At 53.2% G+C, this 14,317-nt stretch carries 16 protein-coding genes; 6 read left to right on the forward strand and 10 right to left on the reverse strand.

What is annotated here, in order from left to right; translation table 11 throughout:
• Positions 1 to 78 precede the first annotated feature (78 nt).
• A complete protein-coding gene (gene rmf, locus C0557_RS08260; RefSeq protein WP_017456222.1) occupies positions 79 to 246 on the forward strand; it encodes a ribosome modulation factor in 168 nt (55 codons plus the stop codon).
• Positions 247 to 315: 69 nt separating this feature from the next.
• Here rmf and fabA read toward each other — a convergent pair whose 3' ends face one another.
• The gene (gene fabA, locus C0557_RS08265) at positions 316 to 834 is read right to left on the reverse strand and encodes a bifunctional 3-hydroxydecanoyl-ACP dehydratase/trans-2-decenoyl-ACP isomerase (RefSeq protein WP_074775667.1); all 519 of its coding nucleotides are present in this window, start codon (positions 832 to 834) and stop codon (positions 316 to 318) included.
• A gap of 69 nt (positions 835 to 903) precedes the next feature.
• The gene (locus C0557_RS08270) at positions 904 to 2,664 is read right to left on the reverse strand and encodes a Lon protease family protein (protein WP_208658117.1); all 1,761 of its coding nucleotides are present in this window, start codon (positions 2,662 to 2,664) and stop codon (positions 904 to 906) included.
• A gap of 182 nt (positions 2,665 to 2,846) precedes the next feature.
• On the opposite strand from C0557_RS08270, the gene matP reads away from it, so the two are divergent.
• Complete coding sequence (gene matP, locus C0557_RS08275) at positions 2,847 to 3,299, forward strand: macrodomain Ter protein MatP (protein ID WP_007374182.1); 453 nt, start codon at positions 2,847 to 2,849, stop codon at positions 3,297 to 3,299.
• Positions 3,300 to 3,376: 77 nt separating this feature from the next.
• Here matP and ompA read toward each other — a convergent pair whose 3' ends face one another.
• Together ompA and sulA are read right to left on the reverse strand one after the other, a co-directional pair.
• Positions 3,377 to 4,426, reverse strand: a complete 1,050-nt coding sequence (ompA, locus tag C0557_RS08280) for a porin OmpA (RefSeq protein WP_074775671.1) — start codon at positions 4,424 to 4,426, stop codon at positions 3,377 to 3,379.
• 366 nt (positions 4,427 to 4,792) lie between these two features.
• The gene (gene sulA / locus C0557_RS08285; protein ID WP_074775673.1) at positions 4,793 to 5,302 is read right to left on the reverse strand and encodes an SOS-induced cell division inhibitor SulA; all 510 of its coding nucleotides are present in this window, start codon (positions 5,300 to 5,302) and stop codon (positions 4,793 to 4,795) included.
• A gap of 217 nt (positions 5,303 to 5,519) precedes the next feature.
• Here sulA and C0557_RS08290 point away from each other — a divergent pair, with 217 nt between their 5' ends.
• On the forward strand, positions 5,520 to 6,140 hold the full coding sequence (locus C0557_RS08290; protein WP_074775675.1) for a TfoX/Sxy family DNA transformation protein: 621 nt from the start codon (positions 5,520 to 5,522) through the stop codon (positions 6,138 to 6,140).
• Here C0557_RS08290 and yccS read toward each other — a convergent pair.
• Both yccS and C0557_RS08300 read right to left on the reverse strand, forming a co-directional pair.
• On the reverse strand, positions 6,134 to 8,263 hold the full coding sequence (yccS, locus tag C0557_RS08295) for a YccS family putative transporter (RefSeq protein ID WP_208658118.1): 2,130 nt from the start codon (positions 8,261 to 8,263) through the stop codon (positions 6,134 to 6,136). The genes C0557_RS08290 and yccS overlap by 7 nt on opposite strands.
• Positions 8,264 to 8,280: 17 nt before the next feature.
• Positions 8,281 to 8,727 carry a YccF domain-containing protein gene (locus C0557_RS08300; protein WP_074775679.1) on the reverse strand — a complete coding sequence of 149 codons (447 nt, stop codon included), beginning with the start codon at positions 8,725 to 8,727 and terminating at the stop codon, positions 8,281 to 8,283.
• Between the two features lie 122 nt (positions 8,728 to 8,849).
• Between C0557_RS08300 and helD the strand changes: the two genes are divergently transcribed.
• Entirely contained in the window at positions 8,850 to 10,904 is a 2,055-nt protein-coding gene (gene helD, locus C0557_RS08305) for a DNA helicase IV (RefSeq protein WP_208658119.1), read from the forward strand.
• Positions 10,905 to 10,930: 26 nt separating this feature from the next.
• Here helD and mgsA read toward each other — a convergent pair whose 3' ends face one another.
• Positions 10,931 to 11,389, reverse strand: coding sequence for a methylglyoxal synthase (mgsA, locus tag C0557_RS08310; RefSeq protein WP_074775683.1), 459 nt, complete (start codon positions 11,387 to 11,389; stop codon positions 10,931 to 10,933).
• Positions 11,390 to 11,525: 136 nt separating this feature from the next.
• Here mgsA and C0557_RS08315 point away from each other — a divergent pair, with 136 nt between their 5' ends.
• Positions 11,526 to 11,939, forward strand: a complete 414-nt coding sequence (locus tag C0557_RS08315; RefSeq protein ID WP_064567431.1) for a CoA-binding protein — start codon at positions 11,526 to 11,528, stop codon at positions 11,937 to 11,939.
• A gap of 29 nt (positions 11,940 to 11,968) precedes the next feature.
• On the opposite strand, the gene hspQ is transcribed toward C0557_RS08315, so the two are convergent.
• Positions 11,969 to 12,286 (reverse strand): heat shock protein HspQ, encoded by a 318-nt coding sequence (hspQ, locus tag C0557_RS08320; protein ID WP_007374192.1) that lies wholly within the window; start codon positions 12,284 to 12,286, stop codon positions 11,969 to 11,971.
• A gap of 60 nt (positions 12,287 to 12,346) precedes the next feature.
• Positions 12,347 to 13,537 (reverse strand): 23S rRNA (cytosine(1962)-C(5))-methyltransferase RlmI, encoded by a 1,191-nt coding sequence (gene rlmI / locus C0557_RS08325; RefSeq protein ID WP_074775687.1) that lies wholly within the window; start codon positions 13,535 to 13,537, stop codon positions 12,347 to 12,349.
• 91 nt (positions 13,538 to 13,628) lie between these two features.
• Between rlmI and yccX the strand changes: the two genes are divergently transcribed.
• The gene (yccX, locus tag C0557_RS08330; RefSeq protein ID WP_208658120.1) at positions 13,629 to 13,910 is read left to right on the forward strand and encodes an acylphosphatase; all 282 of its coding nucleotides are present in this window, start codon (positions 13,629 to 13,631) and stop codon (positions 13,908 to 13,910) included.
• Here yccX and tusE read toward each other — a convergent pair.
• Complete coding sequence (gene tusE / locus C0557_RS08335) at positions 13,907 to 14,236, reverse strand: sulfurtransferase TusE (RefSeq protein ID WP_208658121.1); 330 nt, start codon at positions 14,234 to 14,236, stop codon at positions 13,907 to 13,909. The two genes, yccX and tusE, sit on opposite strands and share 4 nt — an antisense overlap.
• Positions 14,237 to 14,317 lie beyond the last annotated feature (81 nt).

Here is a 14,317-nt window from a genome sequence, read left to right on the forward strand (position 1 = left end):
GTATTCGTTACCTGTGGTTGCGCATTAAGTAACCACTGTTTTCTTTTCCACCAGATCAAAGAATGAGGGAAACGAGGCATGAAGAGACAAAAACGAGATCGCCTGGAACGGGCACATCAACGTGGTTATCAGGCTGGTATTACCGGACGCCCGAAAGAAATGTGTCCGTACCAAACCCTGAATCAAAGGTCCGAATGGCTGGGAGGCTGGCGAGAGGCCATGGAAGACAGGGCAGTTATCGCCTGATTCTGTCTCTTTAAAAAGAAACCTCCGCATTGCGGAGGTTTCGCCTTTATAGCGGATGAGAATTCGCTATCAGAAAGTGGAGGTGTCCTGGAACAGACCCACTTTCAGGTCGGAAGCAGTGTAGATCACGCGACCATCGACCAGAACTTCACCATCGGCCAGACCCATGATCAAACGACGGTTCACAATGCGTTTGAAGTGGATACGGTAAGTAACGGTTTTTGCTGTCGGCAGAACCTGACCGGTAAATTTCACTTCACCGACGCCCAGCGCACGGCCTTTACCTTCGCCGCCAAGCCAGCCGAGGTAAAAACCAACCAGCTGCCACATAGCATCCAGACCGAGGCAGCCAGGCATAACCGGATCGCCGATGAAATGGCAGCCGAAGAACCACAGGTCCGGATTGATATCCAGCTCAGCTTCGACATAACCTTTATTAAAGTTACCGCCGGTCTCGGTCATTTTGACCACACGGTCCATCATCAACATATTTGGTGCCGGCAATTGTGGGCCTTTTGCACCAAACAGTTCGCCGCGACCAGAGGCAAGAAGATCTTCTTTTGTATAGGATTCGCGTTTATCTACCATGTTCTCAGTAAGCCTTATTTGTAATTTCGGACGCAGGATAGCTAACACGTGTACGCTGAACAAGTCCGATCAGTTTTGGTTAAACCAATTCAACCAGCGCAGCGGCCACGGGAAACGGTGGCGTGCATCCTGTTGCGTCGCCTGTGCGATACGTTCCTGAATGAGTTGCTTGAGGTTGTTTTGTCCTTCAGCTTCCCACGGCAGGCCTGTTAATAAAGGTAGCGCATCACGAACATCATCTACGGCCCAGATAAAAAATTGTTGCGCCTGAACCGCATCCAGCAGTTCCTGATGCAACGAGAGATGACGCACATTTGCTGAAGGAATAATCACCCCTTGCTTACCTGTGAGCTCCCGCTGTTGGCAAATGGCGAAAAAGCCTTCGATTTTTTCATTCAACCCGCCAACTGGCTGTGAACGACCGAACTGATCCACGGAGCCGGTGATCGCCAGACTCTGATTGATGGGCACTTCTGCAAGGGCGCTCATTAAGGCGCACAGCTCCGCCATCGAGGCGCTGTCGCCATCAACTTCGCTGTAAGATTGCTCAAAGGTGAGCGAGGCAGAGAAGGGAAGCTGCTGTTCCAGCTCCAGTTCCGCCATCAGGAACGCTTGCATGATCATCATGCCTTTCGCGTGGATATTGCCGCCCAGTTCTGCTTTGCGTTCAATATCGTTAAACTCGCCGTCACCGACATGAACGACGCAACTAATACGTGAAGGCTCACCGAATGCACGTGGGTGACCAGGAAACTCGATGACTGACAGCGCGTTGATCTGACCAATCTGCTCGCCTTCGGTTTCGATGAGGATTTGTTCCAGCAGAATTTCGTCCTGCATCCGTTCAGCGAGAAACCCTTCGCGCCATTCACGTTGAGCAAACATCGAGCGAAGCTCATCGCCATTGAACGTAGCGCCTGTGGCTATCGCCGCGACTTCCCGCAACTGGCGCGCCAGCCATAATGGGCAGAGCGGCAACGTCTCCTGATCGCCGGTATAGCGTACTGCTTCACGAATTAACGGCTGCCACGCATCGGTACCGGGTGAGGGGAGCTGAGCGCTGTGTGCAACCTGCTCGACCCATTGACGCCAGGTTCCAATTGTTTCGGTATCCACAATTTGCAGTGTTTCTTCATATTCGCTGTAAATTGCCTGCGCACCCAGATCGGGCTCCATCTCCTGGAAATCAGCCAGCGATTCGCGTTCCCCAACAAGAATCACTTTCAGATCCAGTGGCATAGACGGGATACTGACCGGCAGAGGGCGAGATTCGTCGAAGGAGACCCAGTCAAAACGGCGCTGCGTCACCATTGTTTTCAGACGCATCCACAGCAGCGGTTGCGCAAGCAGCGTGCGCAGGGAAATGATCAGCACCCCGCCGTTTGCCTGATGTACCAGACCCGGCTGCAAAGTAATTTCATGATTGAACTGACGCAAACAACCAAACAGTTGCTCCGCTTCGATCCACTCAGCAATCGCTACTGGCTTGCTTCCTGTGAAAGTAGATTGTGCACTGGTTGCCAGGTCAAAACTTACCGATGCGCCGTCGATGTGGTATTGCCCCCCGGCAAGCGGGCGGTCCTGAGGAATCATTTCTTCGGTAGCGTAAGCAATAAGTGCCAGGTATTCAGCTTCTTCTGGCGCTTTTGCCAGTAAAAAGCGTGACGTTGCCTGCGGATAGAGCAGTTGCTCCAGCGCGTACTGTAATCGGGGTTGCGTATCGGCCAGCGAGAAGTCCGCTTCGGGCGCTGATTCGGACGATTCAAAAACTTCCTGATAGCTTTCAGTATCAGGAACCAGGTCGTTCCATTCAAGTTTTGTAATGGTCAAAGTCGTTTTTTTGGTCTGATGTAAAAGGCGAGATTATACCGTAAACCCTTCTTTAACACACCGGGATTACGCGCTTTCGCGATGCGAAGCTGGACGATAGCTCACAGCGGACGATTTCTTTTAAGCAGAGTGACAAAAAACTGATATTCTGAACTGAGTTACACGGTAACGTTGAGAGAGCAATGAAATATCAACAACTGGAAAACCTCGAAAGCGGCTGGAAATGGAAGTATCTGGTTAAAAAGCACCGTGAAGGGGAACTGATCACGCGTTATATAGAAGCCAGTGCTGCGAAGGAAGCCGTCGATGTATTGTTGACCCTCGAAAATGAGCCGGTACAGGTGAATGAATGGATTGGTCTTCATATCAATCCGGCACTGGTTAATCGAATGAAGCAGACTATTCGCGCCAGGCGTAAACGCCATTTTAACGCGGAGCACCAGCATACGCGTAAAAAGTCAATCGACCTGGAGTTTGTCGTCTGGCAACGACTTGCGGGGCTGGCGCAGCGACGGGGAAAAACACTGTCTGAAACGATTGTGCAACTGATTGAGGATGCGGAACATAAAGAGAAGTACGCTTCGCAGATGTCCACACTGAAACATGATTTGCAGGCGCTGTTAGGTAAAGAGTGAGTTTTCTCTAAGACGTGACAGGATTTCAGGCAATAAAAAACCCCGCGCTCTGGCGGGGTTTTTGCTAAGACGTAAACTTAAGCCTGCGGCTGAGTTACAACGTCTTTGCTGCCTTTCACTTCGATCTCTACACGACGATCCGGTGCCAGGCAATCGATCAGCGCTGCGCGTGGTTTCACGTTGTCGCAGGTGCTGCCGGTAACCGGGTTGGATTTGCCCATACCACGTGCGGAGATTTTGTTCGCCGGGATACCTTTAGAGATCAGGTAATCAACAACGGACTGAGCACGTTTCTCGGACAGACCCTGGTTGTAAGCGTCAGAACCGATACGGTCGGTGAAGCCCAGAACCACTACTGAACCGTCTTTCGGATCCAGGTTGCTCAGCTGACCATACAGCTGATCCAGCGCCTGCTGACCTTCCGGTTTCAGAGTTGCTTTGTTGAAGTTGAACAGAACGTCAGACTTCAGGGTGAAGTGTTTGGTCTGCACTTCCGGAGCCGGAGCCGGGGCCGGAGCTGCAACTACTGGAGCTGCATCTTCCTGCTGGCCGAAACGGTAGGAAACACCTACGCTCAGCATACCGTTATCCGGGCGAGCACCAACGGTGCTTGCGTCACCGATGTTGTTAACCCACTGGTATTCCAGACGGGTAGCAATATCACGAGTCAGTGCATACTCAACACCACCAGCGAAGACCGGAGAAACACCGGTATCGTGATCTTTGAAGCCCTGGTTGCTCTGACCATCAGCACGCCATACCATACCACCCAGACGGGTATAGATATCCAGATCGTCAGTGATCGGGTAACCCAGTTTAGCAGTCAGTTGAACGCCCTGAGCTTTGAACGCGCCGTTAACGGTGTCGCCTTTGTACGGCATACGGCCCAGCCAGTCATAACCCAGTTCGAAACCAACGTACGGGTTAACCTGGTAGCCACCGAACGCACCAGCACCCAGTTGGCTTTCGTGGGTCGGGCCATCGTTCTGCCATACCGCACCTGTGTCATGATACTGGGACCAACCCAGTTTGCCACCTGCATACCAGGTGTTATCTTTCGGAGCGGCCTGCGCTACGGTAGCGAAACCAGCCAGTGCCACTGCAATCGCGATAGCTGTCTTTTTCATTTTTGCGCCTCGTTATCATCCAAAAATCGCCATGGTTATCTCTCAGAGATGCCACGGTTAAATCCTTCACCGGGGGCGTTGCTCACTAACTATTCAGCAGATATCTTTACCGATATCTTTGGCTTATGCCGAGCACCCCTGGCGATGTAAAGTCTACAACGTAGTTGGAAACTTACAAGTGTGAACTCCGTCAGGCATATGAAAAAAAAGGCTTTGTGTACACAATATTTAACAATTCCGCTGCTATTTTGTCCGATGCTATTAGGCTGAAAAGCGCGCCACACAGGCTTTGTCGCTGTATTTTGCGGATAAAATGCAAAAGCAAGCTTCAGGCAAAAATAATCCCAGGAATACTCTTAAATTTACTCAATGATACAAATTTGAGTGAATTTTTATCCCGGAATGCTGTCTCGCAGCCAGAGGATCATGACGTACTGGACGCATAACGAAGCCGATCGCGTTGCCTTCTTCTGCTGCCATCACCAGTCGGCGGTGTTCATCTTCGGTTAATTCTTCCGCATGCCAGCCAATTACGACGCTATAGTTCCCGGTGCGTAATGCGCGGATCATTGATTCCAGCGTCAGGCAAGGTGAAAGCTGGTTAACCTGCATCACCTTGGTGAGTGGCAGACCAACGGATTGCACCCATTCACGGCTCAGTTTCTGTTGTGGCGTGAGCCATAACTGCCAGCGGGACTGTTGGCCGAGTTGCTGCAACAAGGGTAATAAAAGAAGCTGCGTCATTCCTGGCTGATCTTCGCGATAAACCACTTCGCTAATAAGCCCGGACGCAATGCGGGAGGGTTCAGCATGATTTAACGTAGTGAGTGCGGAATCGAATGTCGTTGAACGCTTAGCATAGCCTGAAGTGTACATAATCAATCCAGCCCTGTGAGTTACTGTATAAACATACAGTAACCCCTGAATGTTCAAAGATCAACCTCAATTTCTGAAACTATCTCGCATTTTTGTTTTGTCTTTACCGCACAACGCAAAATTCGCTTGCTGTCCCGCCCACAGTTGCCTATGTTCCTGCCTAACGAAACAGCTAACATCGTAGTGGCTTTACTGTGTGATTTATAAGGAAAAAATCATGGAAGACCTTTCTTATCAGTGTATACATCAATCATGTGAATATCTCACATCCCTTGGAGAAATTCGTCACCGTGCCCATTTTGGCGGTTATAGCTTGTCGGTGGAGGACACGGTTTTTGCGATGGTGGCCGAAGGAGAGCTTTACCTGCGGGCCTGTGAACAAAGCGCTCAATATGCAATAACGCACCATGCGCCACTTTTAATATTCAACAAACGTGGACGGGAGGTTTCGTTAAATTACTATTTTGTGGATCAGGCTTTATGGAACGATCGCCCTATGCTGCTGGAACTTTCGGCATATTCTCTCGATGCTGCCCGGCGTGAAAAAGTGCAGCGCAGCGCCCGAAAACGTCTGCGCGATCTCCCTAATCTGACGTTTCAGCTCGAAATGCAGCTTCGTGATGCCGGGATTATGGATGTACAGACGCTGCGTCTTCTTGGCGCAAAGGCCAGTTGGCTCAGGCTGCGGAAAGCGAATCGCCACCTGGGTGTGAAAATTCTTCTGGCGCTGGAAGGCGCTATCGCTGGGTTGCACGAAGCGGCGCTCCCGGCGCAGACGCGCCAGGAACTGATGGAGTGGTTCGCTATTGTGATGAAGAAAACGGCCAATCCTCACTGAACCAGTTGGCTTTTCAGACGGCAAACTTCCGGCAATAAGGCGATAAGCAGGCCTATCTGTTGAAGGACCAGCGGCTCTTTGCTATCCGGGCGCGGATCTAAATGTTTAATGCGCTGCGACAGGGAACTTAGCGTTTCCTGTACGCGCGCATGATCAGAAGGAAGGTGATGCAGGGCGTCGTCTACATAACAGACGGCGTCATCAAGCAGATGCAAAATATCGGGATGGGTGAGCTGCTCGCGATGCGCGCCAAGTGCAGAAATATAGCTGGTAAAGGTGTGGTTCAGGCACAGCAAACGGAATGCCACATCGCGGAGCTCAGGTGATGCGCCGGGTTCTGAAGACATATTGGATACGACCGACGCCAGCTCAGCATCACGGTTATAGGCATTGCGCCGGGCAATACGGTACGCCAGTCGGTTGTCGCGTCCCTGATGGTACTGTTCCAGAATCGCGTCGAGGTAACGGCAGTTAGCATCGAGAGCCTGCTCTGTCACGCGTGGCAGGTGGCGAAAACGCCAGTCGGGCCAGATAAAGCTTACCGCCGCCCAGGCAATCACGCAGCCTATCAGCGTGTCGATGATACGGGGAATCGCTACTTCAAAGCCCTCACCGAGCAGATTAAAGCAGAGCAGCACCAGCAGGGTGATAAACATCGTAGCATGCGCGTATTGCACGGTGCGAAAAGCAAAAAACAGTACGCCGGTAATCACGATCAGCACCAGTTGCCCTTCATGGGAAGGAACGAAATAGAGCACCGGTAAACCTATCGCCACACCTACCAGCGTGCCGATGACGCGCAGGGTCAGGCGATGGCGGGTGGCGTTATAGTTGGGTTGGCAGACGAAAAGACTGGTCAGCAGGATCCAGTAACCATGCTGTAAGCCGGTTACCTGAATAAATGCGTAGCCAACACACAGTACCAGCGACATACGTACGGCGTGGCGGAAAAGTGCAGACTCCGGCGTCAGATTATTGCGCAGCCGTAACCAGATATCGCTAAAGCTATTCAGGCTGTCATCGGCTAACTGGTTTTCTGTCTCATTCAGAAACTGGGACTGCGGTTGTTCCGTTTCGATCGTAGCTAATTGTGCGTCAATCGCGCGCAGGTTATCGAGCAGAAAACCCAGGGCTTTCAGATGATCGGCTGACGTCACACCGCTGGCGCGGATGCGATCTAACGCGGCATCAAGATGCGTAAACGCACGCTCGAAGCGGGAATCATGTTGATAGGGCGTGCGCAGCAGAATGGCGTGTGAAAGCCTGTCACAGGCCTGCGATTGCATTGATAACAGACGCTGAAAGCGGAACATCACATCGCTGTAACGGAAATGTTCGCGCAGCGTCTGGTATTGAATGTGCGATGAGCTGGCGCGCTCATGGATATCCTGTGCGGCAAAATAGTAATGCAGGGACTGGCGCGTGCTTCGTTGTCCACGATCGCCACGCAGGCGCGTCAGCAATGTTGCTTTGGTCTGGTTGAGCGTCGCGACGAGCTGACCGTTTGCCAACGCCAGATCGTAAAGCGGCGCCTGACTTTCATCTTCAATATCCGGATCAAACAGGCGTGATTTCAGTTCAAGATAGTGCGCCAGTTGTCCGTAACTGCGTGAAAGATTGTCCTGCAAAGCGCGAACGGGGAAAACCAGGTGCCCGACCAGCGTCAGGAAGTTAAACCAGACGGCGCCTGCCAGCAACAGCAGCGGTTGCTGATACCACTGGTCGAAAAGCGAAATCCCCAGCATGGTGTAAACAGCAATCAGTAAGGCACCAAAGGCAATGGTGGCGTAGCGCTGCCCAAGCCCGCCCAACAAGATAAAACCGCAGGTGGAGCTGACAAGCCCGATAGCAAACAGCCACGGCCACGGGAACAGCAATTCGACGGAGGCGGAAGCAATAAAAAAGGAGATCAGCGTGATAATCAGGTTCTTCAGCCGTCCGCTCAGGCGATCGTCCAGATCGGCCAGCGCGGCAGCCACGACGCCCAGCGTTAAGGGGATGGTCAGTTTGACCTCGCCAAGCAGCCAGGGGAGCGCTGCTGTACCGCAGAGGGCGATAAAAATTCTGACGTTATACAGCCAGGCGCTATTCCATGTGTAACGACGAAGCAGAGGGCTTAACATAGCGGCATTCGGTCCGGTTACTGAAAACGACGACGGGCGTTAGCTTCGCGGGCTGCGCGGGCGGTTTCGACGGAAACCACACGACGACCCACCGGCCAGAGCGCAATCGCCGCAATTTTAAAATTCGCCACGCCTACCGGGATGCCGATAATAGTGATGCACTGCGCGATACCGGCGGCAATATGCATAACGCATAACCACCAGCCAAACAGCACAAACCAGATGATATTCAGAGCCGTTCCCCCCGCGTTCAGCAGGCTATTCTGGCGCTCGGGTTCCAGTTCATCTATATGGATCGCTTCATTTCCCCACGGAATAAGCGAGAGTTTCGTGATTTCCCAGCAGGAACGCGTCAGCGGCAGCGTTACAATTAGCACGATACTGGCCACGGTTGCCAGCAACCAGCCCAGTGTGGTGGCGAAACCACCAAGAACAAAGTTCAGAATATTCAGAACAGTACGCATAAAACCTCAGAACAACCCTATGAGTGGTGTATCCCGGCAATTGTAACGACTTTTTGCACTGGAGCGCCAATTCTCTGGCAGGTAAACTGGCTTTTATTGTCACAGGCTGAGAACGATAAGTCATGGAACTGAAAGCGACTTCACTGGGAAAACGGTTAGCCCAGCACCCGTACGATCGCGCGGTAATTCTGAACGCGGGCATTAAAGTCACGGGCGACCGGCATGAATACCTTATTCCTTTTAATCAGTTGCTGGCAATTGAGTGCAAACGCGGGCTGGTCTGGGGCGAGATGGAGTTTCAGCTTGCCGACAAAAAAGTGGTGCGCCTTCACGGTACGGAGTGGAACGAAACCCAACGTTTTTATCACCATCTTAATGAGCGCTGGAGCAAATGGGGCGCGGAGATGAGCGAAGTGGCGGCTGGTGTGCTATCGGAGCAGCTTGAGCTGATTGCCGGGCGTGTCGATCGGGCGAAATGGTTGACGCGCAAACAGCTTACCGGGCTACAACAGCAATTGCAGCAGGCTTTTACTGCGCTGCCGATGCCCGTAAGCCGACTGGCGGAATTTGAGAACTGCCGCGAGCTCTGGCAGCAGTGCCAGGCATGGCTGAACGATGTTGAAGAACGAAGGGCGCAGCATAATAAGGCCTATACCGAGGCGATGCTCACGCAATATGCCGCCTTTTTTGAGCAGATAGAAAGTTCCCCGCTCAATCCTTCACAGGCGCGAGCCGTGGTGAATGGTGAACAGTCGCTGCTGGTGTTGGCCGGAGCGGGCAGCGGTAAAACTTCCGTGCTGGTGGCGCGCGCTGGCTGGCTGCTTACGCGCGGCGAGGCGGCTGCCGATCAGATTTTATTATTGGCTTTTGGCCGTAAGGCTGCCCAGGAAATGGATGAGCGCATCCGCGAACGGCTGCACACCGAAGAGATTACCGCGCGGACTTTCCATGCGCTGGCGCTGTATATCATCCAGCAGGGCAGTAAAAAAGTACCTGCGCTGAGCGAACTGGAGAACGACACTGCCGCGCGTCTGGCGCTGCTTACGGAAACCTGGTGTCAGCAATGCAGCGAGAAAAAAGCGCAGGCAAAAGGCTGGCGGCAATGGCTGGAAGAGGAGATGGCCTGGGACGTGCCGGAAGGCAATTTCTGGGAAAATGACAAACTTCAGCGCCGCATCGGGCCGCGTCTCGATCGCTGGATCGGCCTGATGCGAATGCATGGCGGTGCGCAGGCTGAAATGATTGCCGACGCGCCAGAAGAGGTACGCGACCTGTTCAGTAAACGTATTAAGCTGATGGCTCCGCTATTGAAAGCCTGGAAAACAGCGCTGAAGGCGGAAAACGCAGTCGATTTCTCCGGTCTGATCCACCAGGCCATCAATGTGCTGGAGAAAGGGCGTTTTATCAGCCCATGGAAGCATATCCTGGTGGATGAGTTTCAGGATATTTCCCCACAGCGAGCGGCGCTGCTGGCGGCTTTGCGTAAACAAAACTCGCAGACTACGTTGTTTGCCGTCGGCGATGACTGGCAGGCTATCTACCGGTTTAGCGGGGCGCAGCTTTCGCTGACCACCGCATTTCATGACTACTTTGGCGAGGGCGATCTTTGTGCGCTCGATACCACTTACCGTTTCAATTCACGCATCGGTGAAGTGGCAAATCGCTTTATTCAGCAAAACCCGTGGCAACTGGCGAAACCGCTTAACAGCCTGACGGCGGGAGATAAACACGCGGTAACGTTGATGGCTGAGGATCAGCTCGACGCCTTACTGGATAAACTCAGCGGCTATGCGACGCCCGAGGATCGCATCCTGGTGTTGGCGCGCTACCATCATCGTAAACCGGCAAGCCTCGCGAAGGCCGCAACCCGCTGGCCAAAGTTACAGCTCGATTTTATGACCATTCATGCCAGTAAAGGTCAGCAGGCTGATTATGTGATCGTGGTGGGGCTAGATGAAGGGCAGGACGGTTTTCCTGCTCCGGCACGCGAGTCGATTATGGAGCAGGCGCTGTTACCTCAGACAGAAACGTTTCCTGACGCGGAAGAGCGGCGATTGCTGTACGTGGCGATAACGCGCGCGCGTAAGCGTGTCTGGCTGCTGTTTAATAAAGAAAACCCGTCGCGTTTTGTCGATATCCTCAAATCGCTGGATGTTCCTCAGGCGAGAAAACCCTGAACACAGGCGGCGTCTGCCGCCTGTGTTTACTTCAGCCGTTCGGCCAGATAGCGTTGATAATCGGGGATCAGAATGTCGACGCTCTCGTTGAATTGCGGCGAGGCGATAATAAAGTCCGCCGTCGATAAGTTAGTCGCCACCGGGATGTTCCAGACCGTCGCCAGACGCAGCAGCGCTTTGACATCCGGATCGTGCGGAACGGCATTCAGTGGATCCCAGAAGAAAATCAGCACGTCGATTTTCCCTTCTGAAATCAACGCGCCTACCTGTTGGTCGCCGCCCATAGGGCCGCTCAGCATGGCGTTTACTTCAAGACCTGTCGCGCGCTGAATCAAATTACCGGTCGTGCCGGTGGCATAAAGTTCATGTTTTGCCAGCACCGGCTGATGCCGCTCTACCCACTTCATTAACGATTGCTTGCAGTGATCGTGCGCCACCAGCGCGATATGTTTGCGCACGGGTAGGGTGCGAGTTGTTGATTCCATCATCGGTTCCCGTCAGTTATTTTCGCTACAGATTACTGGAAGCGCCTGATGCTGCAAGAGAAGTAGATAAAAAAATCTGAAAATGGTTGAGAAGCCTTGTTTGACGTACACTTTGGGAAATCGCCCGGAGGAAACCATGAAAGAAACCGATATCGCCGATATTTTACAATCGACCCAGACTATTGCGCTGGTGGGGGCAAGTGATAAGCCTGACCGCCCGAGCTACCGCGTTATGAAATACTTGCTGGATCAGGGGTATCACGTGATCCCCGTTTCGCCAAAAGTCGCCGGGAAAACACTGCTTGGGCAGCAGGGATATGCAACGCTCGCGGAAGTGCCGGAAAAAATCGATATGGTGGATGTCTTCCGCAATTCTGAAGCGGCCTGGGGTGTGGCGCAGGAAGCCATTGCTGCTGGTGCGAAAACGCTGTGGTTGCAGTTGGGGGTGATTAACGAACAGGCGGCAGTGCTGGCGCGTGAGGCAGGATTACGGGTGGTGATGGATCGTTGCCCGGCGATTGAAATACCCCGGCTGGGCCTGGCGAAGTAAAAAAATACCCCGCAGTCGGCGGGGTATGTTCAGTTACGCAGGCGTGGCGCCTGAAGTTGTCTGCGGATGGTGCGCGCCAGCTCGTCCATTGAGGGTTGTTCCGGGTGCTCATCCATCACTTCACTGGTGAGTTGCGCCTCTGCAAGGTAGGTATGAACCGCCTGGCCGTCGTCATCTTCCATAACGACATGATACCAGGGCAGAGCACGTAACTCGTCATTCACCGCCAGCTCATCCGCCGACGGCTCCTCAAGTGAATATTCAGGGTCGATATCGACCACCACGCCAAGATATCCCAGCAGCGAATGGCGAACCTGCTGACCGATACCGAATTTGCTGGCTATCATTGTCACCTCCCGGGAACCTTCTGTTCCCTCAGATATGAGGGTGCGGCTCCAAAATTCAAGTTACATGACGCGACAGGCAAACCCTTTCAGATACAGCCCTTCCGGGTAGGGAGCGATCACTGGATGATCGGCGGCCTGACGGAACTGTTCTATAAATTGTACATCACGGCCCGCATCTATTGCGGCATCGGCGATGATTTTCTGAAATAAATCGGTGGTCATCAAACCAGAACAGGAAAAGGTCAGCAGTACGCCGCCCGGGTTCAGCAACTGAATCGCCAGCATGTTGATGTCTTTATAACCGCGACATGCGCCCATCAACTGGCTCTTGTTTTCAACGAACTTCGGCGGGTCCATCACAATCACATCGAAGGTTTCGCCCCGATCGCGGTATTTGCGCAGCAGCTTGAACACATCATCGCGGACAAACTCGGCCTTACTCAGATCAAGCTTGTTGAGCGTGACGTTCTGCTTCGCGACATCCAGTGCTTCCTGGGAAGTATCCACGCTGACAACCTGACTGCAGCCGCCCATTAATGCAGAAACGGCAAAGCCGCCGGTATAGGAGAAACAGTTCAGAACGCGTTTATCAGCGACATAGCGGCGGGTCGCCAGGCGGCTGTCGCGCTGATCAAGGTAGTAGCCGGTTTTATGGCCGCCCTGAATATCGACATACAACTTCATGCCGTTCTCTTCGATGGGCAGCAACGCAGGCGGCAGCTCACCGAGTACCGGGCCCTGCGTCAGTTCCAGCCCCTCTTTTTTGCGCACTGCGACATCGCTGCGATCGTAAACAGAACATTGCGGATAGAGGGTTTGTAGCGCGGAGAGAAGTGCCGGACGCTGGTATTCCGCGCCTGCGCTCAGCAACTGCAATACAAGGAAATTGCCAAAGCGGTCGATAGTCACGCCGGGCAGCCCGTCGGATTCCCCGGCAATCAGGCGATAGCTGTCCAGCCCGTCGCGCTGCGCCAGCCAGTCACGCCACTGCTGAGCCTGTTGCAGTCGACGCGTAAAGAAAGCGATATCAATGCTTTCATCTTTATCGAACGTCCAGACGCGAGCGCGAATTTGCGAGGCAGGCGACAATGCTCCGCGCGCCAGCCATTTACCCTGGTGATCGACGATATCAACGGTTTCACCGAGGCTGGCTTTACCCTCCATCCGTGCGACTGCACCGGAGAAAACCCAGGGATGACGGCGCAGTAACGATTTCTCGCGCCCTTTGGCTAACACTAAACGTACGCTCATATTCGGCTATTCTGTAAACTGAAGAAAATGGGCGCTATTGTCACGGGTTCGCCGGTTAAATGCAACGCGCCAGCACAGAAAGGGGAACAAGATGGCACAAGTTTGCACAATTGCCTGGGTACACGGAATGGTGCAGGGCGTCGGATTTCGTTACAGCACGCAGCATGAAGCTCAGCGTCTGGGGCTAACGGGATATGCACGCAATCTGGACGACGGCAGTGTCGAGGTGGTGGCTTGCGGAGAGGCGGAAAACGTCGACAAACTGATGGCATGGCTGAAAGCGGGGGGACCGCGCAGCGCCCGGGTTGACAGAGTGCTGACTGAACCGCATCAACCCGGCAGAGAATGGACGAACTTTGGCATCCGCTATTAAATACATTTCACCGGTTTAGGCAGGCCGGCGATTTTCGTCGCCTGTTTTGCCGGGCCTTTCGGGAACAGGCGGTACAGATAACGACTGTTGCCTTTCTCTTCGCCAAATTTATTCGCCATCGCTTTTACCAGCATGCGAATAGCCGGTGAGGTATTAAATTCCAGATAGAATTCGCGCACAAAGCGCACCACTTCCCAGTGTTCCGGGGAGAGTGTAATGCTCTCTTGTTGCGCAATAACCTCTGCCAGAGCTTCGCTCCAGAGGGTGGTATCTTTCAGATAGCCTTCGCTATCGGTTTCAATTTCTTTGCCTTCAAACATCAACATAGTTTTTCACAACGTCAGCCAACAACGGCGGCAGTGTAGCAAAAAACAAAGCCCCGCATAAGCGGGGCTTGTTGCACAGAA

It is taken from the genome of Kosakonia sp. MUSA4 (genome assembly GCF_013085925.1).
Taxonomy (GTDB): Bacteria; Pseudomonadota; Gammaproteobacteria; order Enterobacterales; family Enterobacteriaceae; genus Kosakonia; species Kosakonia sacchari_B.

Excerpts from the sequence above, each read along its gene's own strand:
- helD (WP_208658119.1), top strand. The coding sequence starts at position 8,850 with ATGGAACTGAAAGCGACTTCACTGGGAAAACGGTTAGCCCAGCACCCG.
- rmf (WP_017456222.1), top strand. The coding sequence starts at position 79 with ATGAAGAGACAAAAACGAGATCGCCTGGAACGGGCACATCAACGTGGT.
- C0557_RS08315 (WP_064567431.1), top strand. The coding sequence starts at position 11,526 with ATGAAAGAAACCGATATCGCCGATATTTTACAATCGACCCAGACTATT.
- yccX (WP_208658120.1), top strand. The coding sequence starts at position 13,629 with ATGGCACAAGTTTGCACAATTGCCTGGGTACACGGAATGGTGCAGGGC.
- hspQ (WP_007374192.1), bottom strand. The coding sequence starts at position 12,286 with ATGATAGCCAGCAAATTCGGTATCGGTCAGCAGGTTCGCCATTCGCTG.
- mgsA (WP_074775683.1), bottom strand. The coding sequence starts at position 11,389 with ATGGAATCAACAACTCGCACCCTACCCGTGCGCAAACATATCGCGCTG.
- sulA (WP_074775673.1), bottom strand. The coding sequence starts at position 5,302 with ATGTACACTTCAGGCTATGCTAAGCGTTCAACGACATTCGATTCCGCA.
- tusE (WP_208658121.1), bottom strand. The coding sequence starts at position 14,236 with ATGTTGATGTTTGAAGGCAAAGAAATTGAAACCGATAGCGAAGGCTAT.
- matP (WP_007374182.1), top strand. The coding sequence starts at position 2,847 with ATGAAATATCAACAACTGGAAAACCTCGAAAGCGGCTGGAAATGGAAG.
- C0557_RS08300 (WP_074775679.1), bottom strand. The coding sequence starts at position 8,727 with ATGCGTACTGTTCTGAATATTCTGAACTTTGTTCTTGGTGGTTTCGCC.
- yccS (WP_208658118.1), bottom strand. The coding sequence starts at position 8,263 with ATGTTAAGCCCTCTGCTTCGTCGTTACACATGGAATAGCGCCTGGCTG.
- ompA (WP_074775671.1), bottom strand. The coding sequence starts at position 4,426 with ATGAAAAAGACAGCTATCGCGATTGCAGTGGCACTGGCTGGTTTCGCT.
- rlmI (WP_074775687.1), bottom strand. The coding sequence starts at position 13,537 with ATGAGCGTACGTTTAGTGTTAGCCAAAGGGCGCGAGAAATCGTTACTG.
- C0557_RS08290 (WP_074775675.1), top strand. The coding sequence starts at position 5,520 with ATGGAAGACCTTTCTTATCAGTGTATACATCAATCATGTGAATATCTC.
- fabA (WP_074775667.1), bottom strand. The coding sequence starts at position 834 with ATGGTAGATAAACGCGAATCCTATACAAAAGAAGATCTTCTTGCCTCT.